The sequence below is a fragment of the Luminiphilus sp. nBUS_16 genome (assembly GCF_051201645.1).
GTDB lineage: Bacteria > Pseudomonadota > Gammaproteobacteria > Pseudomonadales > Halieaceae > Luminiphilus.
The window spans coordinates 3254573-3281046 of record NZ_CP179205.1 but is presented as its reverse complement, the minus strand read 5'-3'; the positions used below and the strand labels follow the sequence as shown (position 1 = coordinate 3281046).

21 protein-coding genes and 1 pseudogene are annotated in these 26474 nt (G+C 56.7%); 12 read left to right on the top strand and 10 right to left on the bottom strand.

From position 1 onward, the window contains the following. The first annotated feature begins 26 nt into the window (after nt 1-26). On the top strand, nt 27-1454 hold the full coding sequence (locus tag ACMAY6_RS14495) for a serine hydrolase domain-containing protein (RefSeq protein WP_435212981.1): 1428 nt from the start codon (nt 27-29) through the stop codon (nt 1452-1454). Between the two features lie 72 nt (nt 1455-1526). Here ACMAY6_RS14495 and ACMAY6_RS14490 read toward each other — a convergent pair whose 3' ends face one another. Continuing rightward, nucleotides 1527-2588: an MBL fold metallo-hydrolase gene (locus ACMAY6_RS14490; RefSeq protein WP_435212979.1), complete on the bottom strand. Its 1062-nt coding sequence runs from the start codon at nt 2586-2588 to the stop codon at nt 1527-1529. A gap of 452 nt (nt 2589-3040) precedes the next feature. Between ACMAY6_RS14490 and ACMAY6_RS14485 the strand changes: the two genes are divergently transcribed. From ACMAY6_RS14485 to ACMAY6_RS14475, 3 genes are read left to right on the top strand one after another with little or no spacing between them, the layout of a single operon-like run. Continuing rightward, nucleotides 3041-4021: a thiamine pyrophosphate-dependent dehydrogenase E1 component subunit alpha gene (locus ACMAY6_RS14485; protein ID WP_435212977.1), complete on the top strand. Its 981-nt coding sequence runs from the start codon at nt 3041-3043 to the stop codon at nt 4019-4021. Between the two features lie 12 nt (nt 4022-4033). After that, nucleotides 4034-5035: an alpha-ketoacid dehydrogenase subunit beta gene (locus ACMAY6_RS14480; RefSeq protein WP_435212975.1), complete on the top strand. Its 1002-nt coding sequence runs from the start codon at nt 4034-4036 to the stop codon at nt 5033-5035. Nucleotides 5036-5062: 27 nt separating this feature from the next. After that, nucleotides 5063-6229 carry a dihydrolipoamide acetyltransferase family protein gene (locus ACMAY6_RS14475; protein ID WP_435212974.1) on the top strand — a complete coding sequence of 389 codons (1167 nt, stop codon included), beginning with the start codon at nt 5063-5065 and terminating at the stop codon, nt 6227-6229. A gap of 158 nt (nt 6230-6387) precedes the next feature. On the opposite strand, the gene ACMAY6_RS14470 is transcribed toward ACMAY6_RS14475, so the two are convergent. Continuing rightward, nucleotides 6388-7734, bottom strand: coding sequence for an alanine/glycine:cation symporter family protein (locus tag ACMAY6_RS14470; RefSeq protein ID WP_435212972.1), 1347 nt, complete (start codon nt 7732-7734; stop codon nt 6388-6390). A gap of 343 nt (nt 7735-8077) precedes the next feature. On the opposite strand from ACMAY6_RS14470, the gene ACMAY6_RS14465 reads away from it, so the two are divergent. Continuing rightward, nucleotides 8078-10300, top strand: coding sequence for a PQQ-dependent dehydrogenase, methanol/ethanol family (locus ACMAY6_RS14465; protein ID WP_435212970.1), 2223 nt, complete (start codon nt 8078-8080; stop codon nt 10298-10300). A 101-nt stretch (nt 10301-10401) separates the two neighbouring features. Here the strand turns inward: ACMAY6_RS14465 and ACMAY6_RS14460 are convergent, their stop codons facing one another. Then, nucleotides 10402-10902, bottom strand: coding sequence for an ATP-dependent zinc protease family protein (locus ACMAY6_RS14460; RefSeq protein WP_435212968.1), 501 nt, complete (start codon nt 10900-10902; stop codon nt 10402-10404). A gap of 155 nt (nt 10903-11057) precedes the next feature. Between ACMAY6_RS14460 and rimK the strand changes: the two are divergent. From rimK to ACMAY6_RS14440, 4 genes and pseudogenes are all read left to right on the top strand, one after another. Further along, nucleotides 11058-11981, top strand: a pseudogene (gene rimK / locus ACMAY6_RS14455) (30S ribosomal protein S6--L-glutamate ligase); the annotation flags it as partial. After that, nucleotides 11964-12263: a cation:proton antiporter regulatory subunit gene (locus ACMAY6_RS14450; protein ID WP_435216053.1), complete on the top strand. Its 300-nt coding sequence runs from the start codon at nt 11964-11966 to the stop codon at nt 12261-12263. The pseudogene rimK and the gene ACMAY6_RS14450, both read left to right, overlap by 18 nt. Before the next feature lie 323 nt (nt 12264-12586). Beyond that, nucleotides 12587-13768, top strand: a complete 1182-nt coding sequence (locus tag ACMAY6_RS14445; RefSeq protein ID WP_435212966.1) for a glycine cleavage T C-terminal barrel domain-containing protein — start codon at nt 12587-12589, stop codon at nt 13766-13768. After that, nucleotides 13758-15386, top strand: coding sequence for an AMP-binding protein (locus ACMAY6_RS14440; protein ID WP_435212964.1), 1629 nt, complete (start codon nt 13758-13760; stop codon nt 15384-15386). Before ACMAY6_RS14445 ends, ACMAY6_RS14440 begins: the two co-directional genes overlap by 11 nt. 469 nt (nt 15387-15855) lie before the next feature. On the opposite strand, the gene ACMAY6_RS14435 is transcribed toward ACMAY6_RS14440, so the two are convergent. The 4 genes from ACMAY6_RS14435 to eat form a co-directional block, all read right to left on the bottom strand. Further along, nucleotides 15856-16617: a hypothetical protein gene (locus tag ACMAY6_RS14435; RefSeq protein ID WP_435212962.1), complete on the bottom strand. Its 762-nt coding sequence runs from the start codon at nt 16615-16617 to the stop codon at nt 15856-15858. A 348-nt stretch (nt 16618-16965) separates the two neighbouring features. Beyond that, nucleotides 16966-18141, bottom strand: a complete 1176-nt coding sequence (locus ACMAY6_RS14430) for an iron-containing alcohol dehydrogenase (protein WP_435212961.1) — start codon at nt 18139-18141, stop codon at nt 16966-16968. Nucleotides 18142-18151: 10 nt separating this feature from the next. After that, nucleotides 18152-19531, bottom strand: a complete 1380-nt coding sequence (locus ACMAY6_RS14425) for a glutamine synthetase family protein (RefSeq protein ID WP_435212959.1) — start codon at nt 19529-19531, stop codon at nt 18152-18154. 190 nt (nt 19532-19721) lie between these two features. Then, entirely contained in the window at nt 19722-21212 is a 1491-nt protein-coding gene (eat, locus tag ACMAY6_RS14420) for an ethanolamine permease (protein ID WP_435212957.1), read from the bottom strand. A gap of 101 nt (nt 21213-21313) precedes the next feature. Between eat and ACMAY6_RS14415 the strand changes: the two genes are divergently transcribed. Continuing rightward, entirely contained in the window at nt 21314-21964 is a 651-nt protein-coding gene (locus ACMAY6_RS14415) for a glutathione S-transferase (protein ID WP_435212955.1), read from the top strand. Nucleotides 21965-22189: 225 nt separating this feature from the next. Here ACMAY6_RS14415 and ACMAY6_RS14410 read toward each other — a convergent pair whose 3' ends face one another. Next, on the bottom strand, nt 22190-22558 hold the full coding sequence (locus ACMAY6_RS14410; RefSeq protein WP_435212953.1) for a hypothetical protein: 369 nt from the start codon (nt 22556-22558) through the stop codon (nt 22190-22192). Between the two features lie 139 nt (nt 22559-22697). Here ACMAY6_RS14410 and ACMAY6_RS14405 point away from each other — a divergent pair, with 139 nt between their 5' ends. Then, nucleotides 22698-24056 carry an MATE family efflux transporter gene (locus ACMAY6_RS14405; protein ID WP_435212951.1) on the top strand — a complete coding sequence of 453 codons (1359 nt, stop codon included), beginning with the start codon at nt 22698-22700 and terminating at the stop codon, nt 24054-24056. Then, the gene (locus ACMAY6_RS14400) at nt 24053-24424 is read left to right on the top strand and encodes a winged helix-turn-helix transcriptional regulator (RefSeq protein WP_435212949.1); all 372 of its coding nucleotides are present in this window, start codon (nt 24053-24055) and stop codon (nt 24422-24424) included. The genes ACMAY6_RS14405 and ACMAY6_RS14400 overlap by 4 nt, the downstream gene beginning before the upstream one ends. 150 nt (nt 24425-24574) lie before the next feature. On the opposite strand, the gene ACMAY6_RS14395 is transcribed toward ACMAY6_RS14400, so the two are convergent. Both ACMAY6_RS14395 and ACMAY6_RS14390 read right to left on the bottom strand, forming a co-directional pair. Then, complete coding sequence (locus ACMAY6_RS14395; RefSeq protein WP_435212947.1) at nt 24575-25594, bottom strand: NADP-dependent oxidoreductase; 1020 nt, start codon at nt 25592-25594, stop codon at nt 24575-24577. A 185-nt stretch (nt 25595-25779) separates the two neighbouring features. Further along, nucleotides 25780-26427 carry a TetR/AcrR family transcriptional regulator gene (locus ACMAY6_RS14390; protein WP_435212945.1) on the bottom strand — a complete coding sequence of 216 codons (648 nt, stop codon included), beginning with the start codon at nt 26425-26427 and terminating at the stop codon, nt 25780-25782. Between the last annotated feature and the right edge of the window lie 47 nt (nt 26428-26474).

The window sequence follows — 26474 nt, the reverse complement described above, 5'->3', positions numbered from 1 at the left end:
ACAACACGGCAGGATAGGCATAAACTGTGCCTTTAACGCAAAGAGGGCGAGTCATGCGGGTGTTTTGGGTGTTGGTACTGCTGGCCATTGGCGGTGTCATGGCGGTGGTGCATTCGGCGGGTAAAGTGGGTGTGGGTTACGCGGCGAAACAGCTGTGCTCGGGTGTTTTCGTGAGCGGGTTGCCCGCTAGGTTTGTGCTGGACAATGACATTGAACCTCGCCTCGCTACCGTGCCGTTGTTATCCCAGTTTCTGACGACAGACATTAACGGTGCTACGGCTTCAGCCCGAGTGCTGACGGCGCAAGCCGAAGCGACTTACCGCGCGGGATATGGCTGTACCTTGCATGGTGATATCGCAGAAAGTGCCACCCCCAATCCTGCGGCGCCCTCTCTGGCTTCGGATCTAGGGGCACAGAGCAAGTCTCAAACGACGTCTGCGCAGCACACCGCGACACCCCAAGCTCTGACCCAAATTGTCGACGATGCCTTTGCAGAACCCAGCGGCGGTGGACGCAACACTTTGGCTATGGTCGTTATGCACCGAGGACAACTCGTCGCCGAACGTTACGCGGACCCTGTGGCCCCAAGCACCCGATTGCAAGGTTGGTCCATGAATAAGAGCTTGATGGCCTCGTTTGTGGGTATTCAGGTTGCCAAAGGCGACCTGGCACTCACCGATAATGTCGCCGCTCGCTTGACTGCGTTGGGCGTTCCCCCAAAAACGTTTGCGGGGCTGTCAGAGGCCATGACCCTCAAGCACTTAATGTCGATGACCAGCGGGCTCGATTTCGAGGAGCGCTACTTTCCCGGTGACGATGTCACCGAGATGCTCTATGGACACGGGCCTATGTGGCAGGTGCCTGTGGGTCTGGGGCAGCGACATGAACCGGGCAAGGTATTTTCGTATTCCAGTGGTGATACCAACGTCGTGTCCTTCCTTTGGCAGAACACGCTGGGGGATGAACCTTACATAGACTGGTTGCAGCGTGAAGTTTATGCGCCACTGGCCTTAACCGAGCCTCTGCTAGAGCCCGATGTAGCGGGATATCAGGTGGGTTCAAGCTTCGCCAATCTCACGGCCAGAGACTGGGCACGAGTGGGCCATTGGTGGCTCGATGCCTGGCACGGTCGAGACGCGCTGTTGTCACAAGGTTGGCAGCGAACGGCTGTGACCCCCGGGGATAGCGTGGGTGGAGCGAACTACGGCTTGGGGTTTTGGCTAAATACCGAGCAGCGTATCTTTCCTGACTTGTCTGAAAACACCTTTTACTCGGGGGGTAATTCGGGACAATTTGTGGTGGTGATGCCTGAAGCTGAGCTGGTCGTGGTGCGCTTGGGCCTTACTTTAGAAGAATCGAAATCGGCTATGGCGCCGGTGCTCGTGGCTCTCAGCGATTATTTTTCGAAGCAGGTGCCAGCGCCAGCAACAAAAGTCGCGTCAGCGTTACCCTAGCCTCATCGGCAGGGGCACAGCGCGCTTGAGTGAGATCAAGCGCAGAATATTTTTGGCAGTGAGGGTGTTTATTTACTCACGTCTCTCGAGGGAGGCACCTTGGCCCGGCTCCAACACCCAAAACGTATCGCTAGCTAAGCCTTGGTCAGTGAGGGCCGATGCTAAATCTTCAGCCGGCTCGTCAATCGCCTCCCAGGTAAGTTGGAAAACTCCAAAGTGAATGCCTAGGCTCTGCTGGCTTTGAAGATCGAGGTGAGCTTGAACAGCTTCCTGTGGGTTCAGGTGCACATCTTTCATAAACCATCGGGGCTCATAGGCGCCAATGGGTAGCAAGGTAAGGGCGAAGGGCCCCCAGCGCTCACCTTGCTCGCGAAAATGCGGTGAATAGCCGGTGTCACCGGCAAAATAGAGGTTGCCTGCGGGGGTTTCCAACACAAAGGATCCCCAGAGAGTTTTCATTTGATCGAAAACGCCTCGGCCGGATCGATGCTGACACTCCACAAAGTGGACGGTGGTTTCGCCCAGAGTTCTCGATTCATTCCAGTCGAGTTCGACAGCGGTCTCATAGCCCAATTTGCGCAGTAATTTTTGATTACCCAGACCGCTAATGATTAACGGGGCTTGTTCCTGGCGTGCGCGAATGGCTTTGAGGCTTTGGGTGTCGAGGTGATCGTAATGGTTGTGACTGATCAGAATAAGATCGATCTCCGGCAGGTCGCTAATGGGGATGCCCGGAGCTCTCACGCGTTTGGGTCCGGCAAAAGCAACCGGGCTCACGCGTTTTGACCACACGGGGTCGGTGAGTATGTTGAGGCCCGCTACTTGAATCAGCACCGTTGCGTGGTTGATGTAGGTCGCGCGAAGCCCCGAGGTAACCCGTTCAGCAATTGGATCGGCGGGGGGGTTCTCCCGCCACTTTGGCCAGGGCTTCTCATTGGCAAGGCTGGTCCAGATAAAGCGACTCACATCGCCAAGGTGCTTATCGCTGCCATCACTGTTGTAAAAGCGCTTGCCGTCGTAGTGTGTGCTCAGGGTCCAATCCTCCTTGCCCGCCTGGCTGGTACAGGGCATGAGCAGTGGGCACAGTAATACCAGCGGGCCAAGAAACTTATAAAGCGTGTGGGCAGCGGGCATTGCGTGAGTCTGTTGTAAAAGAAGTAACGATACGTGCCTTTGTTGTGCTCCGATCAGTGACTGCCAACAACTGACCCTAGTACGGGAACCTTTGGCCTAAAAAAATCAGCGGTGCTGCCGTTTTCTAAGCCTGCGCTGTGTCGCCGGTGTTATGTACCGCGTGAGGTTTGCTATTGAATCCATCCGCTAATGGTTTGCAGACGGCGGGCGGGTTTTTGAGACCGGTTGATTGCCGCCCTCAAGTGCTAAGAAAAAATCCCGTAATCACCCGCCCCATGACCTTGAAGGCGAAAAATCATTAAAACATTCACGCTTGACGGTTTTTTGTGTAGCGGTTAGCGTAGGCACTGATCAGGAACCTGACGAGTAGCGCTAAAAAAGGCTTGGGCCTCAAATGCTGCCACCTGAATGGGTACCTCACAATAATTTTAAATCCAGAGAGGAGGGTGCGCGTGTCCATTCCAACGGAAGCCCTGAGCGACGCTTATCGATTGATGAAGACCATTCGTGAATTTGAAGAGCGTGTGAACGCCGAGATCATGAACGGCCAAATTCCCGGCTTTACCCACCTTTACACGGGGCAGGAGGCCAATGCGGTTGGTGTTTGTGCTCATCTGGACATGGGTGACACCATTATTTCGACCCACCGAGGGCACGGCCACTGTATTGCGAAAGGTGCCGATGTCTCTGGCATGATGAAAGAACTCTTTGGCTCTTCTGAGGGCCTTTGCAAAGGCAAGGGCGGCTCTATGCACGTCGCCGACATCGACAAGGGCATTTTGGGTGCCAACGGCATCGTTGCGGGTGGTCCGCCGATTTCCGTGGGTTCAGCACTAGCGGCGAAAATACGCAAGAACGGCAAAGTGGCGGTCTCTTTTTCTGGAGATGGTTCGGTGAATCAGGGTACCTGCTTCGAGGCTATGAATATGGCGGTGGTGTTGCAGGCCCCGGCTGTCTTTGTCATTGAAAACAACTATTACTCTGAGCACACCAATATCAGTTATGCGGTGGGCTGTGACGACCTGAAGGCCAGAACGGAGGCCTTTGGCTTTCCCGTATTTGTTGCCGACGGCGCAGATTTCTTTGCGGTTCATGAAGCTGCGGGCAAAGCGATTGCCCATGCCCGCGCCGGTAACGGACCTGCGGGGGTCTTTGCCGAGCAGGGGCGCTATCACGGGCACTTCGTGGGCGACCCCCAACATTATCGAGGCGAGGGCGAACTCGATGATCTTCGGGAAAACCGCTGCTGCTTGAAAAATTTCCGCGCCCGCATGGTGGGAAGCGGTGAGGTCAGCCAAGACGTACTCGATGGGATTGACGCCGAAGTCATGGCCCTTATCGAGCAGGCGGTGACCGACGCTAAAGCCGCTGCCCGGCCAACGCCGGAGCAGGTGACCGAAGATGTTTATATCAATTACGGCGCAGGCGCCTGAGGAGAATAGACCATGTCTCAGAAAACGATGCGCGATGCGATTAATGAAGCCCTGCACCAGGCCATGGAGCAGGACGAGTCGGTGTTTGTTATTGGTGAAGACGTCGCGGGCTGCCAGGGCAGTGCTGGAGAAGTCGGTGCCGTGGGTGGCGTCTTTGGGGTGACGACGGGTATTTACAACCGTTGGCCCGACCGTTGTATTGATACCCCAATTTCTGAATCAGCCATTGTCGGTGCTGCAGCTGGGGCCGCCTTGGTGGGTATGCGCCCGGTCGCCGAAATTATGTTTGCAGACTTTATTGGCGTGTGTATGGATCAAATCGTCAACCAAATGGCGAAGTTCCGGTACATGTTTGGCGGCAAGAGTCGTTGCCCCGCGGTGATTCGTTTTTCAGCCGGTGGTGGCTTCAGTGCGGCGGGTCAGCACAGTCAGGCGATGTACCAAATCATGACGTCCTTTCCTGGCATCAAAGTGGTGGTGCCCTCCAATGCTTACGACGCAAAGGGCCTGCTGCTTTCGGCCATTGCCGACGACGATCCAGTGCTGTTCTTTGAGCCCAAGGTGCTTTACCAAGAGGCCTGCGAAGTGCCCGATGAGATGTACACCATTCCTTTTGGTGAAGCAGCGTTTGTGCGTGAGGGTGACGACGTTACCGTGGTCGCTTTCGGGCAAATGGTTCCCAAGGCGGCGGCGGCCATTGACGAGCTGGCGGCCGAGGGCATTAGCTGCGATTTGATTGACCCCCGAACCACATCACCGTTGGATGAAAATGCCATTTTGGAGTCTGTTGAGGCAACGGGACGATTGGTGGTTGTCGATGAGGCGCCGCCACGCTGTGGTTTAACCGCTGACATCGCCGGGCTGGCGGCTGACCGGGCTTTCTCCAGTTTGAAAGGCCCCATTAAGCAGGTTTGTGCACCTCACAGCCCAACGCCGTTCTCTCCCGAACTGGAAGCCGCATACCTACCCGACATTCCAAAAATTAAAGCTGCTATTAAAGCCACCATGGCCTGAAGCCGTCCGACCTCGAGGATTGAAACGTTGAGCGATATTTATCCAATTGCGGTGCCCAAGTGGGGCATCGAAATGGTGGAAGGCACCATTACCACCTGGAACAAGTCTCAGGGTGACGCGGTTGCCAAGGGTGACGAAGTGTTTGAGATGGAATCAGACAAAATTGTAAACGTCTGGGAGGCGCCGGTGGACGGTGTTTTGCGGCGCGTTTTGGCAGAGCCTGGCGACGCCCATCCGGTGGGTGCCCTGTTGGGTGTTATCGCGCCAGCGGCTGTGAGTGACGGCGACATTGATACCTTCATTGCCGGCTATGCTGGGGGCGATGCTAAAGAGGCACCTGCGGAGGCGGCCCCCGAGCCCGCCAAGCCCGTGGCACAAACCAGTGATGCCTATACCCGCTCATCGCCCTCGGTACGAAAATTGGCTGACGAGCTCAATGTGGATCTGAGCACGGTGACCGGCACCGGTCGACGGGGTCGTATTACTGATGACGATGTTAGGGATGCAGCGGGGGGCAACGACGCTGCTGCTGGGGTGCAGGTGATTCCCCTCTCGCCGATGCGCAAGACCATTGCCCGCCGCCTGACCGAGGCCAAGCAGACCATTCCCCATTTTTATCTCAGTGCCGATTACGCCCTCGACGGCCTCATGGCCCATCGTAAAACCCTCAACGACAGTGGCGATACCAAGGTGTCGGTTAATGACCTGCTGGTGTGGTGTGTTGGTCAGGCGCTAATGCGCGAACCCCGGGTTAACGTGAACTTGGTGGGTGATGACATTCATCAGTTTGAGGCCGCCAATATTGCCGTGGCGATCGCTACCGATGACGGCCTGTATCCGGCAACGATTCCCGGTGTCGAGGCTAAATCTCCAGCTGAGGTGGCTCAGGCTACCGGTGCCCTGGCCGAGAAAGCTCGTAGTAATAGCCTTACCAAGGATGACATTAGCGGAGGTTCTTTCACGGTATCTAACCTAGGTATGTACGGTATTTCAGAATTTACCGCCATCATTAACCCACCCATGGGTGCCATTCTTGCGCTGGGTAAGGCCGAGCCCAAGGTGGTGGTGAAGGACGGGGAGCAAGACATTGCTACCGTACTCACGGCGACCCTGTCCTGTGACCATCGCGTGATCGACGGTGCTGTGGGCGCGCAGTTTATGGCCGCCTTGCGGGACGTTATTGACAGCCTCTGAAGCTTGCCTAACTAAAGCGCGCTGTTATTTGATGGCGCGCTTTTTACAGTAAAACTTCAGTGGTTGTTTGTATTGACCCAAGCCCCAAGCCCCAAGCCCCTCAGGCTTAAATGGCTAACTTGTTGGCACCTGCAGGCCTTTTGTTGACCGGGGTATTACTAACTGTTTAAGCGCTCGAAATAATCTCTCGCGGCGACCATCACTTTGGGTGCCAGTATCAGCGTGCTGATCATGGTGGGAATTGCCATTAACCCGTAACTGCCCGAGATAAGATTAAAGACCAGGTCGATACTGACCGTGGCACCAAAGACTACAGCGGCAATAAAAAACCAGCGAAAGTAGGGTTGCCACTGGGCTCCTACTAAAAAGCCAAAGCACTTGGCACCGTAATACCACCCGGTAAACATTGTGGTGGTGCTAAGTATTAGCGCGACAAAGCTCAGTGCCAGAATGCCCGGTAGGCCCATCTCGGCTCTGAAGGCATTGGCCGTGAGGGTGATGCCCGAGAGTTCACCCGGAGCCTGCCAATCTCCGGCCAGCAAAATCACCAGTGCCGTGCAGGTACAAACGATAAGGGTATCGATAATGGGCCCCAGTGCGGCTAACAAACCTTCTCGAACAGGTTCGCCAGTGCGAGCGGCGCCGTGAGCCATAACTTCGGTACCCACACCGGCCTCGTTAGAAAAAGCGCCGCGGCTAACACCAATTAATATAACTCCGAGCATACCGCCACCGACAGCGCTGGGTTGGAAGGCTTCGCTCACAATGCTGGCCAGTACCCCGGGCACCTCGGTGATATGGCTGATCACAATCCACAGCGTCATAGCCAAATAAACAATGACCATGGCGGGTAGGGCAGCCACCGCCACTTTGGCGACCCTTGGCAGCCCTCCAAAAATGACTTTGCCCACGACAACAGCAAGGACCACCCCGGTTACTGGGCCCGCCCAGACGGGAGGGTTGCCTGAAAACACCGCATCGCCAATGAGGGCCGTGAGTTGATTGGCCTGAAACAAGGGCAGGGTGCCAATGAGTCCGGCCAGAGCAAACATAACCGCCAAGGGGTAGAAGGCTCGGGGCAAGGCCTCGCGAATAATGTACATGGGCCCCCCTTGTAGCTGGCCCAAGCTGTCGGTGCCTCGGTACATGACGCCCAGTGAGCAGGTAAAAAATTTGGTGGCAATGCCAATTACCGCTGACATCCACATCCAAAATACGGCGCCGGGGCCTCCCGCGACAATGGCCAGGGCAACGCCTGCGACATTGCCCAGCCCCATAGTATTGGACAGCGCTGCGGCGAGAGCCTGTTGATGGGACAGTTCTCCGGGTTGATCGGGGGTTTCGTAGCGCCCCAGCATAATGCTGAAAGCGTGTCCCAAATAGCGGTAAGGCAGGGCTCGGGAAAAGACCAAAAAGAAGCAGCCGCCCCCTAATAAAAGAATGACCAGGGGAGTACCCCAAACCAGCTCAACAAAACGTTGTGAAAACAGTTCTAGCAGGGTCATAGAGGCATAGATTCCTGAGCGGTATGGGGGCGACCTACCCTAACCCATAGTCGGGTTGGCGGTCGACGCTGGTATGTGGTTTCAGTGTAGGGTGATGCAACGGTCTGTTGCGTGGTTGCACCGGGCTCGGTGGCCGACTAATCTTAGCCCTGAGTGTTTGGCTACTGGGGGACAGGCACTCGTCGCTCCATCTCTGAGGGAACAGAGAGTTAACCCGAGAATGCCTAGTGACCGTCGTGACTACCTCCCTGCGGAGTGTCATCCGGTAGACGCTTGGGTTGCGCCCATATCGATGCGCCCTTGGAGGTGGAGCCCTCGTAAAAAACAACAAAAGAGGAAAGTCGTGATAAATCAAACCAAATTGCTAATTGGAACCGTGGGCCTTGCCCTGCTTGTGGGCTGTGGTGATAAAGAAGCCACCGTGACCGCACCCACCGAAAATGCGGGTAGCGAGCCGGCAGCGGCAGCTGAAGCATCGCGGCCCATGGCCGAGGTGAGTCAGGCGCGGTTAGACAACGCTGCCGAGCAGCCCGAGCAGTGGCTCACTTACGGCGGATCCTACGATGAGACACGGCACTCGACCTTAACGAAGGTCAATAGAGACACTTTGCCCGAGCTGGGTATTGGCTGGGTCTACGATATGAAAAAGCCCCGGGGCGTGGAAGCGACCCCTATTGTGGTTGACGGCGTGATGTACGTGACCGGTTCGTGGTCGGTGGTGTATGCCCTTGACGCGCGCACGGGCGAGGAAATTTGGGTTTATGACCCAGAGGTTTCAGGAGAAGACGCGGCTAAAGGTTGTTGTGACGTCGTGAACCGAGGTTTGGCGGTATATGAGGGCAAGGTTTTTGTCGGCGTCTTCGATGGTCGACTGGAAGCCCTGGACGCCGAAACCGGTGATGTGATTTGGAGCAACGTCACCGTTGACCAAAGTAAGCCTTACACCATTACCGGTGCGCCTCGAGTCATTAAGGACAAAGTCATTATTGGTAATGGCGGTGCTGAGCTAGGTGTGCGTGGCTATGTCACCGCTTACGATACCGATACCGGCGATTTGGTGTGGCGTTTTTACACCGTGCCCAACCCCAACAAAGAGCCCGACGGCGCAATTTCTGATGAAATTTTTGCCAAACTCGCCAACGAGACCTGGGGTGACACCGGGGCTTGGACCACCGACGGCGGTGGCGGTACGGTTTGGGACGCGATTGTTTATGACCACGTCAATGATCAGGTGCTATTGGGTGTAGGCAACGGCTCACCGTGGAATGCGGCGGTTCGCGACCCCGAGGGCAACGGCGACAACTTGTTCCTGTCTTCAATTTTGGCGGTCGATGCCGATACGGGTGCTTACAAGTGGCACTACCAAACCACCCCGCGGGATATGTGGGACTACACCGCAACCCAGCCCATGTTGTTGGCTGATTTGCCCTTGGGTGTGGACGGTGCGCCGCGACGGGTTGTTATGCAGGCCCCTAAGAACGGTTTCTTCTATGTATTAGACGCAGCTTCGGGTGAGTTGCTGTCGGCCGATGCCTTTACCGATATGACCTGGGCCACAGGTATTGATGAAAACGGCCGACCCATTGAGGTACCCGGAGCCCGCAGCCTCGACGAAGATTTCGTGGTGCTGCCCGGTCCGACGGGTGCCCACAACTGGCACCCCATGTCGTACAACCCCGATACAGGGCTGGTTTACATTCCCACCAACGTTTGGCCATTGGTTTACAGCCATCCAGACCCCGATGACCCCATTAAGAGCAATTGGAACATTGGTTACCGCGAAGATGCGGGCTGGCCTTTGGAGATTCCAGCCGGGGGTATTGAAGGGCTGCGTGAAATGGGCGGTGGTTCATTGCTGGCCTGGGATCCGGTGAAAGGCGAAGCCCGTTGGGCCGTACCCTTCCCCGTACCCTTTAACGGCGGCACGCTTTCAACCTCTAGCGGTTTGATCTTTCAAGCCAACAAGGCGGGTGAGCTGGTGGCTTACGATGCCGAGACCGGCGAGCGCGTTTGGGCCCACGGTCTAGTGGGTGGACCCGGCGCAGCGCCCATGACCTATGAGGTCGACGGTGAGCAATATGTGACCATTCTGTCGGGCTGGGGCAGCACTATTGCCATGGTCTACGGCGTGGTCTTCGAAGAAGCCGTGGCGGCGGAAACCGGACGGGTCATTACCTTCAAAATTGGCGGCGATGGCGTGTTACCCAAGCCGCTGGAAAACGGCATAGCCCGCACACCCCAGAGCCAGCCTATTGGTGACGAAGCACTTCACACCGAAGGCCTTAAATTGTTCGCTGGCAATTGCCAGTGGTGCCACGGTGCCTTTGCGATCAGTTCAGGGGTGTTGCCTGATTTACGCTGGTCTGCGATGACCTCTAGCGATGCCGCGTGGGACACCGTGGTTCGCGACGGCGCCCTCAGTGCCCGGGGCATGGTGGGTGTGGGTGATCGCCTCACCAAAGAAGAAACCGATGCGATTCGGGCCTACGTGGTGAAGCAGGCTTGGGACGCCGTAGCCCGGGGCGAAGCGACAGCCCCCGCAGCGCCCAGCGTGTCAGCTAACTGAGCTCAGCAAAACGAGGGCCGGTAGTTTGTGCCGGCCCTCTGTCTGTTTAGCCCTCTTGCAAATTACGCCGTCTAATTTTTAGACCGCTTCTCCTTTAGAGACTACCGGCTGACTTTCGGATACAGCTCGGCTTCGTCTTCTGTGCCGCAGCAAAACGATAGGCTGGGGTCGACAATAAAACGCTTCTTCAATGATTGCCGGCCAATGAGCATGCGTAACCCCATATCGTCACGGTTAGTGAGGGTGACTTCGGTGAGAAAAGTGTGGCCTCCCAAGGCCAGCTGCATTTCTACAACGGGGCGTTTCTCGGTTTCGCCGTTAGAACTGGTGATTTTGCGGTAGTCGATGCATTTGGCCGAGCACTGAATCGCCGGGCGTCGCCGTCGCCTGACAGGGTGCACTTTAAAGTCGAGCCAATCGTCGCCCTTGTCGCTAGGACGTATGTCTACCGCATGCAGCGCCGAGGTTTTGGCACCGGTATCAATTTTGGCCAAGATGCCGGGTAAATTGAGGTCGGGTAGGGCGCACCACTCTTGCCAGCCAATAATAACCTTGGGCGGTTTGGGGCCGCGCCGGGCTTTTCGAACCATGGAGCTACTCACTGCTAGACCCCTTATTGGGGCAATAGTGCAATATGGCAGTTATTGGCTTGCGATTTCAATGGCATGCTCTAAAGTCTCGCTCCCGTTCTCACAGACTGCGGTAGTGGCTGCGCCATAGGACGGATTTTTTATTATTACCAAACCGGTTCGCACTCATGAAACTTGCCATTCTTTCTCGCGCCCCAAGGGCTTACAGCACCGTTCGATTTCGCGAAGCCGCCGAGCAGCGCGGCCACGATGTAAAGGTGCTCAACACCCTCAATTTTTCGATTGACCTCGACCGGGGCTCCCCGGATTTGTATTTCCGCACGCGGCAACTGAGCGACTATGACGCGGTGTTACCCCGAGTGGGCGCTTCGGTCACTTATTACGGCACGGCGGTGGTGCGGCAGTTTCAGGAAATGGGCATTTTTTGCGCCAATACCGCCCATGGCATTCTCAACAGCCGGGATAAGCTGCGTAGCTTGCAAATTTTGAGTCGCCACAATATTGGTATTCCCCGAACCAGCTTTGTGCGTGACAAGAAAGACGTGTTGCCCGCTATTGAGCGGGTAGGGGGTGCTCCGGTGGTGATTAAGCTCATTGAGGGTACTCAGGGCATTGGCGTGCTGTTGGCCGACACCGTGAAACAGGCCGAGTCGATTATTGAGTTGCTGCAAAGCCAAAAACAAAACGTGCTGATTCAAAAGTTTGTTGCCGAGAGCAAGGGCCGGGACATTCGTGCCTTTGTCGTGGGCGATCGAGTGGTGGCTGCCATGCGCCGGGTGGCTCAGGGTCAGGAGTTTCGCAGCAACGTGCACCGGGGTGGTATTGCCGAGCCCGTTGAGCTTGACGACGAATACCGCGAGACCGCCGTACGCTGCGCCCAGATTATGGGGCTCAATGTGGCCGGTGTGGATATGCTTGAGGGTAAAAATGGACCTCAGGTGATGGAGGTCAACTCCTCCCCCGGGCTTGAGGGCATTGAAACCTGCACCGAGCTGGATATTGCTGGCGCGGTGGTTGACTACATTGCCGCCCAAGTCGACTTCCCCGAAATCGATGTGCGTCAGCGCCTAACGGTGAGTAAGGGCTATGGGGTGAGTGAAATTTACATCCCTGAGGGCTCTGAGTTTGTGGGCAAAACCGTGGCCGATTTCCAGCTCAATGACCGGGAGCTCAACGTACTCACGCTGTATCGCGGCACTCGGGTGATTCCCAATCCCCGCCTCAGTCGTGAGTTGGAAGCTGAGGACAAATTGCTGTGTTTCGGTAAGCTCGAAGTCATGCGCGGCATGATTCCTGTGCGCACCCGCCGGCGCCGTCGACCGGTACCTCAAGACCTTCCCGAGCTGGACGACAGCGGCAGCGTCGCCGACTGACGTTTTTATCCCCAAGCACGCCGTTATTGAGCCACTTGTGGGCTGTTTCCCGTATACGACTAGGCGTAGCATTTCGGCTGAGTAAAGCCGCATCAAAGCTATGGTTTGGTTGTCGAGACCGAGGGCTCTGCCGTCACCAATAGGCTCATCGGCGCTGTGGTGGATAGCCTTAAGCACGGCGCGATACACAGCCCTGCTACCAAGCGCGTGCTTTGCGCCGTTATGGGGTTTTTATGGGGCACTACTCCCCGCAAAGCCCCCGATGGGATCACTGCAAAAGGCAGTGGCATGTTGAACAAATAATAAGATCGTGGAGTGTGGTTATGACAAACCAGCCATCACAAGAATTTGGTTTCGGAACACAAATACGCAAGTCGCCTTACTTTGACGCCACGGTGCGCTGGGGCGCTCAGGGTTTTTCGGTGTACAACCACATGTACATTCCTCGGGACTTCGGCGACCCCGAGGAAAACTTCTGGAATTTGGTGAACACCGCCATTCTTTGCGACGTAGCGGTAGAGCGGCAGGTACAAATTACCGGCCCCGACGCAGCCCGGTTTGTGCAGCTACTCACCCCTAGAGATCTTTCGAAACTGGCGGTGGGCCAGTGCAAGTACGTCATGATCACGAACAACGACGGCTGTATTTTGAACGACCCGGTGCTGTTGCGCTTAGCAGAAGACAAATTTTGGTTGTCTCTCGCCGACAGCGATATTTTATTGTGGGCCCAGGGTGTAGCGGTGAATGCCGGACTGGACGTGCATATTTGCGAACCCGACGTGTCGCCGCTGCAGCTGCAGGGGCCCAACTCGGGAGAGATTGCTAAAGCGCTATTTGGCGATGACATTGCTGACCTGCGTTATTACTGGCTGCGGGAATACACCCTAGACGGCATTCCGTTGGTGGTATCGCGCACGGGCTGGTCTAGTGAGTTGGGTTACGAGATTTACTTACTCGACGGCAGCCGGGGCAGCGATTTGTGGGAAGCCATTATGGCGGCGGGGGAGCCCTTCGGGCTAAAGCCCGGCCACACTTCCACCATTCGCCGCATTGAAGGCGGCATGCTTTCTTACCACGCTGACATGGATAACCAGACCAACCCCTTCGAGGTGGGTTTGGGTCACTGGGCGGCTATTGATACCGACCTTGAATTTATTGGCAAGGCGGCGCTCACGGCTATTCGTGATGCCGGTATCACTCGACAGCAGGTAGGCCTGGTGATTGACGGCGAGGCGTTGCCAGCGCCGAACACGCGATTCTGGGAACTCAGTGTCAACGAAGCTCCCGTGGGCAAAGTCACCTCGGCGGTGTATTCACCCCGGCTGAAAAAGAACATTGCTCTGGCGATGGTCGAGAGCGCCGCGGCAGCAGTGGGCACTGAAATAGCAGTTGCCATGCCCGACGGTGTGCGATTAGCTACGGTGGTGGAAAAGCCTTTTTATGACCCCAAGAAACAAATCACTGCCGCCTCGCTGAGCGCGACCACGGCTGCCAGTGCTGTTTGATGGCCCCGAGTTAGCCAAGACCGCGGCGAACCACACGCCGCTGTCACCGGTGTCTATTTTAAAACGCGTCGAACGGGTTCATCCGAACTTACCCGCGCAGGTACACGGCAGCATTCGCCGCAACTGGGGTGAGGTGGCGGCGCGATGCAAACGTCTTGCCTCGGCTCTGGCAAAGCGCGGGGTGAGCAAGGGCGATACCGTTGCCCTCATTGCCCCCAACATACCCGAAGCACTCGAGTGTGCTCTGGCGGTGCCCATGCTGGGGGCGGTGCTCAATGCCAACAACATGCGCCTTGAAGCCAATACGCTGGGTTACATTCTTGAGCACGGTGAGGCCTCGGTGTTACTGGTAGATACCGAGTTTTCTAGTGTGGCCGCCGAGGCGGTGCGCCTGTCGGGTCGCGAACTGTTGGTAATTGATATTGAAGATACCGAGGGCCCCGGAGGTGCGTGTATTGGCGCACTGACCTATGAGGCCCTACTGGCTGAGGGCTCGGAAGACTTTGCCTATGCCTTGCCCGACGACGAGTGGGACGCTCTGGCACTGAACTACACCTCGGGCACCACCGGTCACCCCAAGGGGGTGGTGTATTCCCATCGCGGCGCCTGGACCAACTCGGTCAACAATGTTGTGACCTGGGAAATGCCTCACCACCCCGTTTATCTTTGGACGCTGCCGTTGTTTCACTGCAACGGTTGGTGCTTCCCCTGGACCATTACGTTGCTCGCGGGTACCCATGTGTTTATGCGCGGCCCCACCGCCAAAGGCATTTACGCGGCCTTTGCCGAGCACGGTGTTACCCACCTTTGTGGGGCGCCCATTATTATGTCGATGATTGCCAGCGCTCCCGATGACGAGCGTCAGCCCTTTGACCAAAAAGTGCGCATGATGACCGCTGCGGCACCGCCCCCGGCGCCGGTGATTGAAGCTATGGAGCAAATGGGTATTGCCATTACCCACGTGTATGGACTGACCGAGGTTTATGGCCCCGCTGTGGTCTGTGCTGAAAAGCCGGAATGGGCAGCGCTGCCTCTCGATGAGCAATCGAAGCTTAAGGCCCGCCAAGGTGTGGCTTATGAGCTGGAAGAAGACGTGCTCGTGCTAGACACCGAGACCAGCTTGCCGGTGCCCCTAGACGGGCAGACTCAGGGCGAGGTGGTCTTTCGCGGCAACATTGTTATGAAAGGTTATTTGAAGCGCCCCGAAGAAACCGACGCTGCGTTTCGCGACGGCTGGTTTTGGTCGGGAGATTTAGCGGTGCAGCACCCCGACGGTTATATTGAAATTCGTGATCGCGCCAAGGACATCATTATTTCGGGGGGCGAGAATATTTCGTCCATTGAAGTAGAGAATGCCCTCTACACTCACCCCGCAGTCGATTTTGTGGCGGTGGTAGCTATGGCCGATGAGAAGTGGGGCGAGACACCCTTTGCTTTCGTCGAACTTGCAGAAGGCAGCACGGCCACCGAGCAAGAGCTGCTAGACCATGCCCGGGGCTTACTAGCCGGGTTCAAACGCCCCAAGAAAGTGGTGTTTGGACCATTGCCCAAAACCACTACGGGTAAGATTCGTAAGAACGAACTGCGGGATCGGTTGCGTGCGGCTGCCGCCCATTAGCCGATCGGTTAAGTCACAAAGCCTTGGGCAATTGGCGTTTACGCATTGAGCCTGTTCACGCGGTGCGGCGTACTTCCACTACCCGAACTAAAAGGTAAGCCTCGTCTTGAGAACGCGTGAAAAAGCTTGTGGGCAGTGTTCAGTGGTGTCACCGGTGCTGTACCGCTGCCGTTATGGCGACAGCCCTGAATGGCAGTTTCTGTGCGAGCCCTGTTTAACCATGGTTAAGTCGAAGCACAGCGAGAGCTATCAGTACGGTGGCACTTGGAAGGCTAAGAAGCGGTAGCCGAGGGCAAACACCCCGCTTTTACCAGGTCATGGTTAATGTGATTTCACTGGGCACGCGAATGAAACCGATGTGGCCGCAATTCGATCATGCACATACGAAGCGGCGGGCAAAAAGAGCTTTTCATCTGAGATGCCCAATAAGCTCAGAGATAAGGAATGCCTAACAATGCCTTTGAGTAGGCTACATCACAATCACCTCAGGCCCCCGAACCTCTCTGGCCCACTCCTTACAATGCCCCACTGCCGAACCAATGCCCGCCCGCGCTGAGGTCAGCGAATAACTCAGTGCATCGGTCCATTCACCGCTGGCTTTGCGGTAGCGCAGGTCGGCTTGTGGCTGTTCTTGCAGGTCTTGAATGAAGCGGGTGCTGGCCTTAAAACTCACCGACAATAAGCCTTGGGGGCTATCAGTCTCATCAAATTCGAAGTGTATGTGGGCGTTAATTTCCCCTCGGGGTGCATCACCAATTTGCGCCTGCATGGCCGTAGGGAATCGCCGTCCATTGAGTTCCTGCCAAGACGCTTTTTCTTCATCGTCGAAGGTTTGCAGGTAGTAGTCGAGCACCGTCAGGGTGGCACGGCAGCGCTGGGTCGCGTCAAAGTGAATCGCCAAATAGTTATCGGCCACATTATCGCTTTTCAGCAGTACGTAGGCCGAGCCTCCGGCATCTTTAAACACCGGTGCGTAGCTCGAGGGGGTGGCGCTGGTCTCGGCGTGGCTGCCCTGGGCAACAACAGCCGCTAGCCCCGCAAGCACAGACTTTTTACTGAGTGCTCGGCGCATGGCTTCGCGCAAGGCTCGGCGTAACGAGCGGCGGTGGGCTCGGGCACACCGCGGGTGGGTCTTTCGGGTGAGATTGTTCTGGCGGCCGTTCGCTGATGGCCTTGCTGCGCTGAGGGTAGTTGTAGTCGCCAGTTTTTGCGTGTGCTGTGAGTGTTCCATAACGTTTTGCTCCGGGTTGCCTGCCAAGGGGTCTAGAACCTCATTAAGACAAACAAAGGTGGCGGCACCGTTATGTAGTGCTGTGCAACAGCGATCAAATGTGGCGAATTATGGCAGGGGCTTGTTTACCTTCACGTGCATGTCCGTGCCCTTATCGACGGCAACAAGAGGTTTATCGTTAGTTGCACAATGGGTTCGCGCGACATGACAGGGCGCTAAGCGGCCCAGCAGCGCGTAGTCATGCTGCGAGGCCGGTAGCGAGGAGCCAGAAGTCAGTAGCCAGGCGCAGGTAAAGAGGTGCGGGTAACCCTTGGGCCACCCTTATCTCAATTTAACCTCACCCAAGGCTCAGCCTATCGCGTTGAACTCGCCGTTTACGGCGTTACAAAACAACGCGCTGTATTGGGCCGGGCTAAAGGTGATGGGGTTGGTCGCGGCGGTGGGGTCTACCGCGGCCTCTTCGCCAATAAGCTCGGCGCCGCTGTCATCAATGCCAATGTCCAGCAGCCGAGGGGCAATGCCAATCTCTGTGCGCAGGTTCAACACCCATTCAAAAAAGGCGTCGAAGCTCGGGTTCTCTAGGTCTAGGTAGCGCGCCAGCTCGGTAATTTTGGGTTCAATCGCGCTGCGGTTGGCGTGCAAAACATAGGGCATAACAATGGCATTGAGCAGCCCGTGGTGAGCGTTGTAATGCGCCCCCATGGGGTGGGCGAGGGCATGCATGGCCCCCAACCCTTTTTGAAACGCGGTGGCCCCCATCGACGACGCCACCAGCAGCTGGGTGCGCGCCTCAAGGTCGTTACCGTCGTGAACGGCTCTAGCCAAATATTGCTGGGTCAGGCGAATGCCCCGCAGGGCAATGCCCTCAGCCATGGGGTGAAAGGCCGGGGTGCAATAGGCTTCAAGGCTGTGAGAGAGGGCGTCCATACCCGTGGCTGCAGTTAAGTGACTGGGCAAACTCAGGGTCAGCTCGGGGTCTAAAATAACCACCGAGGGCTGTATCTGAGGGTGAAATACCAAGCGCTTTTGGTGTTGGGCGCTATCGGTGATCACCGAAATTCGGCCCACCTCCGACCCCGTGCCTGCGGTCGTGGGGACCGCAATAATCGGAGCAATGCCTTCGCTCTTGGCCAGCATCCAGCCGTCTTCAACGTCAACAAAGTCCCACAGGGGGCGGTTTTGCCCCGAGGCAAAAGCAATGGCTTTGCCGGCATCAAGGGCCGAGCCGCCGCCTAAGGCCACCACGCCATCGTGATCGCCAGCATGGAAGGCCACTACGCCGGCCTCAACGTTTTCAAGGCTCGGGTTGCCCTGAACATCGGCAAACACGCCGCTGGTCATGCCCGCGTCATCACAGGCGGTTTTTATGGCCGCGACCATGGGCAGGGCGGCCAAGCCCGGGTCGGTCACAATGAGCGGTGCCCGTATGCCCTGCTGTTGGCAATACTCGGGCAGCTCGGCAATGCGTCCGGGACCCACGGCCATTTGGGTGGGAAAATTCCAGTCAACGGGTTCTGTTGTCATAGGTATGGGCTCAAATAATTTCGAAATAACGTTGCAGCTCCCAGTCGCTCACGTGCTTGCGATGCTCCGAGGCTTCCCACTGTCGACTCGCGGCAAAGTGGTCGACAAAGGCATCACCAAACAGGCTGCGCGCCGTGCGGGAGTGCTTAAAGATGGCAGTGGCATCGCTTAGCGATTGGGGCAGGGCGAGATGCCCCGGGTGTGTTTGGTCGTAGGCGTTGCCTTCTACCATGGGCTCGGGCTCGAGGCCCTCCGCAATGCCCGCTAGTCCCGAGGCCAAAGCCGCGCTTAGGGCCAAATAAGGGTTGGCGTCGGCCGGCCCAACGCGGTATTCCACCCGCTGGGAACTGTCACTACCCGGTATTAGCCGCAGGGCGGTGGTGCGATTTTCGCAGCCCCAGGTGGCATCAGTGGGTGCCCAAAACCCAGGAACTAGGCGGGTATAAGCGTTCACGGTAGAGGCCACCATGGCTAGCAGCTCGGGCATATAGCGCTGTTGCCCGCCAATAAAGTGCCGCTGGGTGTCGCTCATGGTGAGGGGTTGGTCGGGGTCAAAGAATGCCGAGCGGCCGTCGTCTTTGTGGCGCAGCGACACATGAATATGCCCCGACTGTCCGGGGTAGTCGTTGGACCATTTGGCCATGAAGGTCGCCATAAGATCACGGCGCTGGGCCCAAACTTTGGTGAAGGTTTTAAACAGTGCGGCTTTGTCGGCGGCGTTGCCGGCCTTATCTACGACCAGTGCTGCTTCAATGACCCCGGGGCCGGTCTCGGTATGCAGCCCCTCAATGGGAAAGCCCATGGCCTCACTCATATCCAACAGCTCCTGATACAGCTCGGCGTGCACCGAGTTGCGCAGCATGGAGTAACCAAAAAACCCCGGCGTTATGGGCTGTAAGTTTTGATAATTTTTTTGTCGAACCGAGTGGGGGGTTTCGTTAAACAAAAAGAACTCGTATTCAAAAGCGGCGTGGGTGGTATAGCCCATGTCGGCGGCGCGCTCTAGGGTGCGTGCCAGCACGTTGCGCGGGCAAAGTGCCGCGGCGTCGCCGGCAAACTCACATAAAAACAGCAGCATGCCCGGTTCAAAAGGAATGTCCCGGCAGCTGCCGGGCAACACCCGCACTGGGGCATCGGGGTAGCCGGTATGCCAGCCGGTGTACTCTACGCCAACACCTTCATAGAGCTGATCGCTCGAGTCCCAGCCCAGCACCACGTCGCAAAAGGCCAGGCCTTTATCGAGGGCGGCAAAGAACTTTTCTTTACGCAGGTATTTGCCCCGCATGACCCCGTCAATGTCGAACAAGCCAATTTTGACGTGGCTCAGGTTGCGCTCGCTGACAATACGCTTGGCGTCGTCAACGCTATTTATGTCTTGGGGTGTCAGCACAGTCGTGGGATTCCCTCGTCAGGTTGCCGCAGTGGTTATGGGGTACCCAGACCCCAACCGCTTGTGGCGATACACGTGGCAGCACAGATCGCTGCTGTTTATTAAAGCTATTTATTAAAGCTACTCATTACAGCGCTTAATCGCAGTGACTCATCACTAGCGACCAGTCGCAGTCATTAACAGCCGCCCTCTATTGCAGTTCGGCTTCGGCCTTGGCCAGGGCCGCAAATTCTTCTTCGGGAGCCTGAGCCACCAAATGATGCCGGCTATACAGCGCAAAATAAGCCACCAACGCGCCGTAGAAAACCGCCGACCACAGCGCTGCTTCGCGACTCACCACAAAGGTGCTGGCAAAGGCCACCACCGATAGTACCAAGGCAATGCTGGTGGTGAGTATGCCCCCGGGGGTGCGGTAGGGGCGCTCAAGATCGGGCTCTTTCAAACGCAGCAAAATATGTGAGGCCATCATCAGCCCGTAAGACAGCGTGGCACCAAAGACCGCCATGGTAATCATAAGGTCACCCGCACCGGTGAGCGACAGCGCAAAGCCAAACACGCCGGGTACGATCAGGGCCAGCACGGGCACTTTGCGGGCGCTGGTCACTGACAGCCAGCGCGGCAAATAACCCGCGCGTGACAGGGCAAACACCTGCCTCGAGTACCCAAAAATTATGGAAAAGAAGCTGGCGATAAGTCCCGCGAGGCCCACCACATTAACCACGGTAGCCAGCACCGAGTTTTCGCCATACACGTGTTGTAGGGCACCCACTAACGGCGCGGCGTGGTCGGCCATTAGCGCGGCGCTGGAACCCCCGGGTGCGAGGAATAGCACCAGACCACCCAGCAGCAATAAAATGAGCATGGCCGTAATAATGCCTTTGGGCATATCCCGGGTCGGGTCTTTACTTTCTTCGGCAGCAAGGGGCACGCCCTCAACCGCGAGGAACAACCAAATGGCAAAGGGAATGGCCCCCCAAATACCCCAGTAGCCCTCGGGTAGCCAAACACTGGCACCCACTGCGTCAGTGTTCACCGGCATGTCGGTGAGGTTGTCCCAGGAAAAGTGCGGCAGCATGCCCACCACAAAAAGTAAAAGGGCGAGCACCGCGATGGCGGTAATCACCAGCATAATTTTTAGAGCTTCACCGGTACCCCGTAAATGAATGCCCACAAACACGGCGTAGAACAGGGCATAAATAATGGGGCCATCCACACCCAGGAGGGCGCCGGTATAGCCGCCAATAAAAACGGCAATGGCCGCCGGGGCAATGGCGTACTCCAGTAAGATCGCCGTGCCGGTTAAAAAGCCACCCACCGGGCCCATGGCGCGTCGGGCAAAGCCGTAGCCGCCACCCGCGGTGGGAATCATGGCCGACAGCTCGGCAAGGCCAAACACCATGCAGCCGTACATGAGGGCAATAAGCACAGTGGCAATAAACATGCCGCCAAAGCCCCCTTGGGCAAAACCAAAGTTCCAGCCAGCAAAGTCTCCCGAGATCACATAAGACACCCCCAGCCCGGCCAGCAAAATCCACCCTGCCGTGCCTTGCTTAAGCTGGCGTTGTTCTAGGTAGCCGCTGTCCACAGATTCATAGTCGACCGCGCCCTGTTTCGAACCGGTGCTGGTGGCGCTGGTGCTGCCAAGGTCATTGCTGTGGGCACTGCTGCTGTCTTCGCGCATGGCATTACTTCCATTGGCCTATGGCTCTAGCTTACCCCGACTCGCCCAAGGCGTCTGCTGCCGTCTGTGCCCTAAGCCTAAGCCCTGTTAGGGTAGGCGCCATGAGCTCGCTGCCTATTTTGTATTCCTTTCGTCGCTGCCCCTATGCTATGCGCGCGCGTATGGCGATTTGGGCCTCGGGCACCGCAGTGAGCCTGCGAGAAGTCGTGCTGCGCAATAAACCAGCTGCACTCATTAACGCTTCGCCGAAGGCCACAGTGCCGGTGCTGGTTTTATCAAACGGCACGGTGATCGAAGAAAGCCTCGCCATTATCGATTGGGCCCTCGAGCAAAATGACCCCAATAGCTGGGCCGACGCCTCCCCCGAAACAGCCGCGCTTATTAACGCCTGCGATGAGGGTTTTAAGGGCTGGCTCGATAAGTACAAATACGCCGATCGTCATCCTGAACAGTCGGCGGTGTATTACCGTGAGCAGGCCGAGGGGTTTATTGCCGACTTGGAGCAACGCTTAAGCGTGCAGCGCTGGTTGGGCGGTGAGCAGGGAACACGGGCCGACGTGGCGGTATTTCCCTTTGTCCGGCAGTTTGCCGGTGTCGATCCCACCTGGTGGCTAGACGCACCGTATCCAGCAGTGCGCACATGGTTAAACGACTGGCTGGCGTCAGATACCTTTACTGGCGTTATGGCTAAGTATTCGCCCTGGCAGCCTGATGCGCCCGATGTCATATTTGCCAAAAGCAGTGGCCGTTGACGAGGGCTGAGGGTGCTAGGGTGCCAACCCGAGCTGAGTGGTGTTTGGCTTAAAATTTAGCGGGGCCTAGCTTGTGCGGGGCCTAGTTTGTGCTGGCCCTAGCTTGTACTGGCCCCAGTGTCGGTTGCATAAGCCCAGCGCCAGGAAATTCATAACATGTTATGAATTCACCGCTTTCAACGGCAATTCCAACCGCAACCGCCAGCCTACCGCCAGCCCAGGCGCTTAGCTGATACCCAGCCACGCCAAAATGGCGGTGCCACTCATGAGATACATGCCGGGTAAACGCAGCAGCTGGCCATGACCCCCGAGCCCGAAGGCGAGAAACATGAGTGCCCCGCCGGCATTGACTAAAATAATGGGGTAGGCCATGAGCGCCATGGCGGGCTCATAGGCTACGCAGGCCAAAGTGCCTCCACCCACAATCAGCAATATCGTGAACATATGCCAACTCACCAGGCTTAGCGATTTTGCGATCGACTCGAGGTTGCTGGCGTTAATGTTGCCCATATAAATTTTGTGACCCGCAACGCCGTGGAACAAGCCGCCCACCAGTGACAGCGCTGCACCGCCCATCAGTAACCAATACTCCATAAAGCGTCCTCATTACTTTTATTTGTTATTCGTTATTGCGTGCTTTTTCTCAAAGACTTGGTAGTCACTTGCATTATTAAAGTGACTGCTTTATTAATGCAACCCCTCCTGCCAAAACTTGTTAAATGCTTGCCGCGTTATGGATGATCGAACCCGCCTTTTACTAACTGCGCCCCCCATACCTTTGCTGGTCCGCATGTCGGCGCCCAATAGCATTGCCTTTTTTATTCAGGCCGGTGTCAGCATGACCGAGGTTTGGTTTATCGGTCAGCTGGGCAGCGCTTCTCTGGCCGCCATAGCGCTGGTATTTCCGCTTTTAATGCTTACCCAAACCCTGTCCGGGGGAGCCATGGGTGGTGCTGTTGCCTCGGCTATTGCCCGGGCCTTGGGCGCGGGCGATCGAGAGCGTGGCGAACAACTTATTTGGCATGCACTGGCCTTGGCCGCTCTGGGGGCCTTGCTGCTGTTAACGCTGTTCGGGCTTTTTGGGGTGTCTTTTTTACGCTTTCTGGGAGGCAGCAACGACATTCTTGATCAGGCCGTAAGCTACTGCCTGGTGTTGTTTTCGGGGGGTATCTTTCTCTGGTTTATGGGCGTGGTGAGCGCTATTTATCGGGGCATGGGGGATATGAAATTTCCCGCACTGGTCATGACTGCCAGTGCTTTTGTACAGGTGCCACTCTCCGGTGCCCTGGTCCTCGGTGCCTTTGGTGCCCCGCAGCTGGGTATTGTCGGTGCTGCAGTGTCGGCTGTGATTACTGCCGGCCTGCTTAGTGGGGTCATGCTGTTACGCCTGATCATGGGTAACACAGTGATCAAAATTCGCTGGACTCAATTTGGGTTTGAGGCTCGGCACTTTAAAGAAATTTTGAAGGTGGCACTGCCCGCGGCCCTTTCACCGGTGCTCACGGTCACTAGCATCCTTTGCCTAACGGCCATTATTGGGCGCTTTGGTGAACAGGCGCTGGCCGGCTACGGCATAGGCTCGCGCATTGAGTTTCTTCTAATTCCCCTGGTATTTGGTATTGGCGCTTCCATGACATCGCTGGTGGGCATGAGTGTGGGTGCCGGTGATATCAAACGGGCCGAGCGCATTTGCTGGGTGGGAGGTATGGGATCAGCGCTGCTAGCCGGGGTCATTGGGGTAAGTTTGGCGCTGTTTCCTGAGTTCTGGATTCCTGCATTCACCGAGGACCCCGTCGTGCAGGCAGCGGCCAAGCAGTACATACAAATTGTCGGACCCTGCTTTGCTTTTCAGGGCTTGGGTTTGTCTTTGTACTTTGCCTGTCAGGGTGCGGGGGTTATGTTCTGGCCCGTGGTATCGCTCTTTCTTAGGGCTATTTTGGCGGTTGGCGGTGCTCTGATTTTTATTAACGTGACCAACTGGGGATTGGCGGGGGTGTTTTACGCCGCAGGGTTCGGCATGGTCATTTACGGCATGATCATGGTGAGCGCCCTAAAATGGGGTGCCCTAAGGCGGGGTCAAAGCACACCATGAAGCCCGACAACGCAAACACCACCTCCACTCCAGCTCAGGCAATCGAGCATCGATCGCCTTGTCCTATTGCAAGGTCGCTAGATCTCATGGGAGATCGTTGGACCTTGCTCATTATGCGCGATGCCTTGTTTTTGAAGGGCCGCACATTTGCCGATTTCTGCGCCAGTAGAGAGCGCATCCCCACCAATTTATTAAGCGACCGGCTGCGTAAATTAGTGGGACTTGGGCTTCTGGAGAAAGTGCCGTATCAGGAGCGACCGCCCCGGTTTGAATACATACCCACCGAGCGGGGCAAGGCACTGAAACCTATGCTGCGCGCTATGAAAGCTTTTGGTGAGCAGCATTTGGATGGGCATATCAAGCCCTGACACTTTCGTGGTTTTTGTTTGTTCCGGGCTTGGCCCAATGTTGCCCAAGCCCCAAGCCCCAAGCCCCAAGCCCCAAGCCCAAGCCCTAAGCCCTAAGCCCCGACACTGCAGCCCGTGCCCGAATAAAACGCGCGCTGGCTGAGTTGAGTCTTACTCGGGGTCGGCAATCTTAAGCAGCTGCTTGCCTTTGTTTTGGCCCGTATACAGCCGCTGCAAGGTGGCGGGAATGTTATCGAACCCTTCTTGCACGTCGACCTGATATTGGATTTCCCCTGAGCCTACCCAGCCAATTAACTCCTGCACTGCTTCGGCGGCACGGTGGAGGTAATCGAGAATAATAAAACCCTCCATGCGGCCACGGTTGGTCACCAGGTTCATCAGGTTATTGGGGCCGGGCTGGGGCTCGGTATCGTTGTAACCCGAAATGCCGCCGCACATGGCGATTCTGGCATTGAGAGAAATGTGGTTGAGGGCCGCTTGCATCGTGCTACCGCCAACATTGTCAAAAAAGACGTTCCATTTTTCCGGGCAGGCGGCGCCAATCTGGGCATCTAAATCGCCGGCTTTGTAGTCAATGGCAACATCGAGCTTGGCGGTGTCGGTAAGCCAGGCACACTTTTCAGGACCTCCGGCAATACCCACGACGCGGCAGCCTTTAATACGGGCAATTTGCGCAGCAACCGACCCGGTCGCACCGGCAGCACCCGACACCAACACTGTGTCTCCGGCTATGGGCTTACCAACATCGAGCAGGCCAAAGTAGGCCGTGATGCCGGTAATGCCCAGCACAGACAGCATCAACTCAGGGGGCACGCCTTGGGGTAACACGTTGAGCCCCATGGGCCCTTCGCCCGGTGCTAGTACCACGTAGTCTTGCCAGCAGCCGGTGGTTTGCACCAGGTCACCTACGTTGAAGTCGCTATGACGCGACTCTACGACTTGGCCTACCGAACCTGCGCGCATGACTTCACCCAAACCTACCGGGGGCAGGTAGCTGGGGCGATCAACCATCCAGTTGCGTTGGGTGGGGTCAAAGGAGAAGTACAAATTGCGAATTAGCACTTCCTGATCCCCCGGGGTGGGCACGGCGGTTTCGGTGTATTTAAAGTTATCGGGGCCAATCATGCCGTCGGGGCGTTTGGCGAGCAGCCACTGTCGGTTTACGGTCATAGGACTCTCCGGGGGTTAAGTAAAAATGAGGTGGGCAAGGTGTTCACGCCCAGTCTAAAGCGGGTTTAAAAGTAAACGTGGCGGTAACTGTGGGCTGTCGCGGCGGGGCTTCAACAGTCCGTGCAGAGTGAGCGCGGTAGCGTCGAGGTGCGTTAGCGCTGCAGTGAGATGTGCCGATCAAGGACTTACTGACCGCCACGAATGCCCGCTAGTATGCGCCGGCCGTTGGTAACAAAGATGCGCTGGGAAGACAGGCTGTCGATAAAATCAAGCACGTCTTGAGGCAGTTCCTCTCCCTCCAGCGATGGCCCCTGATCACTTTGAGATGCTCCCGAGAGCAATACCCCCAAGGTCAAGATGAGTTCACGGGCTTGTTCCGGTGCGAGGCCAAGGGCGCTTTGTGTTTTGTCGGCAATACCCGCGAAGCAGGCTTGAAAGTGACGCTTGGCTTCTACCAGCAGTTCAACCGATATGTTGTGTTCAATGACATGTTCAAGCCGCGTCAGTATGGGTATCAGTATGGGGTCGGTGGTGGCGGTGTCGTAAAACAGCTGGATAAAATCGTCGCCGGCTATCGGCGCAGCCAGTTTCACTTTTACCGCCTCGCACCAGTCCTCGAGGGCTCGTGCATATAACGCGAGGATAATCGCTTCTTTAGTGGGGAAGTACAGATACAGCGTGCCTTTAACAATACCCAGCCGACTCGCCAGCTGGGTCATCGTAAACCCTTCATAGCCAGCGGCTTCAAAATAGGCCCGGGCGCCGTCGAGTATTTCCTGTCGACGGAATTGTTTCTGGGCGTCAGTAACCGCGCGACGTTTCAGTTCAGCCATGGTGGGCCCCTGCTGTTGGGGCCAGCGAACTGGCCCTAGTGACATCG

Coding starts and splice junctions, on each gene's coding strand:
- ACMAY6_RS14490 (WP_435212979.1), bottom strand. CDS start 2,588: ATGCCCGCTGCCCACACGCTTTATAAGTTTCTTGGCCCGCTGGTATTA.
- ACMAY6_RS14480 (WP_435212975.1), top strand. CDS start 4,034: ATGTCTCAGAAAACGATGCGCGATGCGATTAATGAAGCCCTGCACCAG.
- ACMAY6_RS14470 (WP_435212972.1), bottom strand. CDS start 7,734: ATGACCCTGCTAGAACTGTTTTCACAACGTTTTGTTGAGCTGGTTTGG.
- ACMAY6_RS14445 (WP_435212966.1), top strand. CDS start 12,587: ATGACAAACCAGCCATCACAAGAATTTGGTTTCGGAACACAAATACGC.
- ACMAY6_RS14435 (WP_435212962.1), bottom strand. CDS start 16,617: ATGGAACACTCACAGCACACGCAAAAACTGGCGACTACAACTACCCTC.
- ACMAY6_RS14430 (WP_435212961.1), bottom strand. CDS start 18,141: ATGACAACAGAACCCGTTGACTGGAATTTTCCCACCCAAATGGCCGTG.
- eat (WP_435212957.1), bottom strand. CDS start 21,212: ATGCGCGAAGACAGCAGCAGTGCCCACAGCAATGACCTTGGCAGCACC.
- ACMAY6_RS14415 (WP_435212955.1), top strand. CDS start 21,314: ATGAGCTCGCTGCCTATTTTGTATTCCTTTCGTCGCTGCCCCTATGCT.
- ACMAY6_RS14410 (WP_435212953.1), bottom strand. CDS start 22,558: ATGGAGTATTGGTTACTGATGGGCGGTGCAGCGCTGTCACTGGTGGGC.
- ACMAY6_RS14405 (WP_435212951.1), top strand. CDS start 22,698: ATGGATGATCGAACCCGCCTTTTACTAACTGCGCCCCCCATACCTTTG.
- ACMAY6_RS14400 (WP_435212949.1), top strand. CDS start 24,053: ATGAAGCCCGACAACGCAAACACCACCTCCACTCCAGCTCAGGCAATC.
- ACMAY6_RS14395 (WP_435212947.1), bottom strand. CDS start 25,594: ATGACCGTAAACCGACAGTGGCTGCTCGCCAAACGCCCCGACGGCATG.
- ACMAY6_RS14390 (WP_435212945.1), bottom strand. CDS start 26,427: ATGGCTGAACTGAAACGTCGCGCGGTTACTGACGCCCAGAAACAATTC.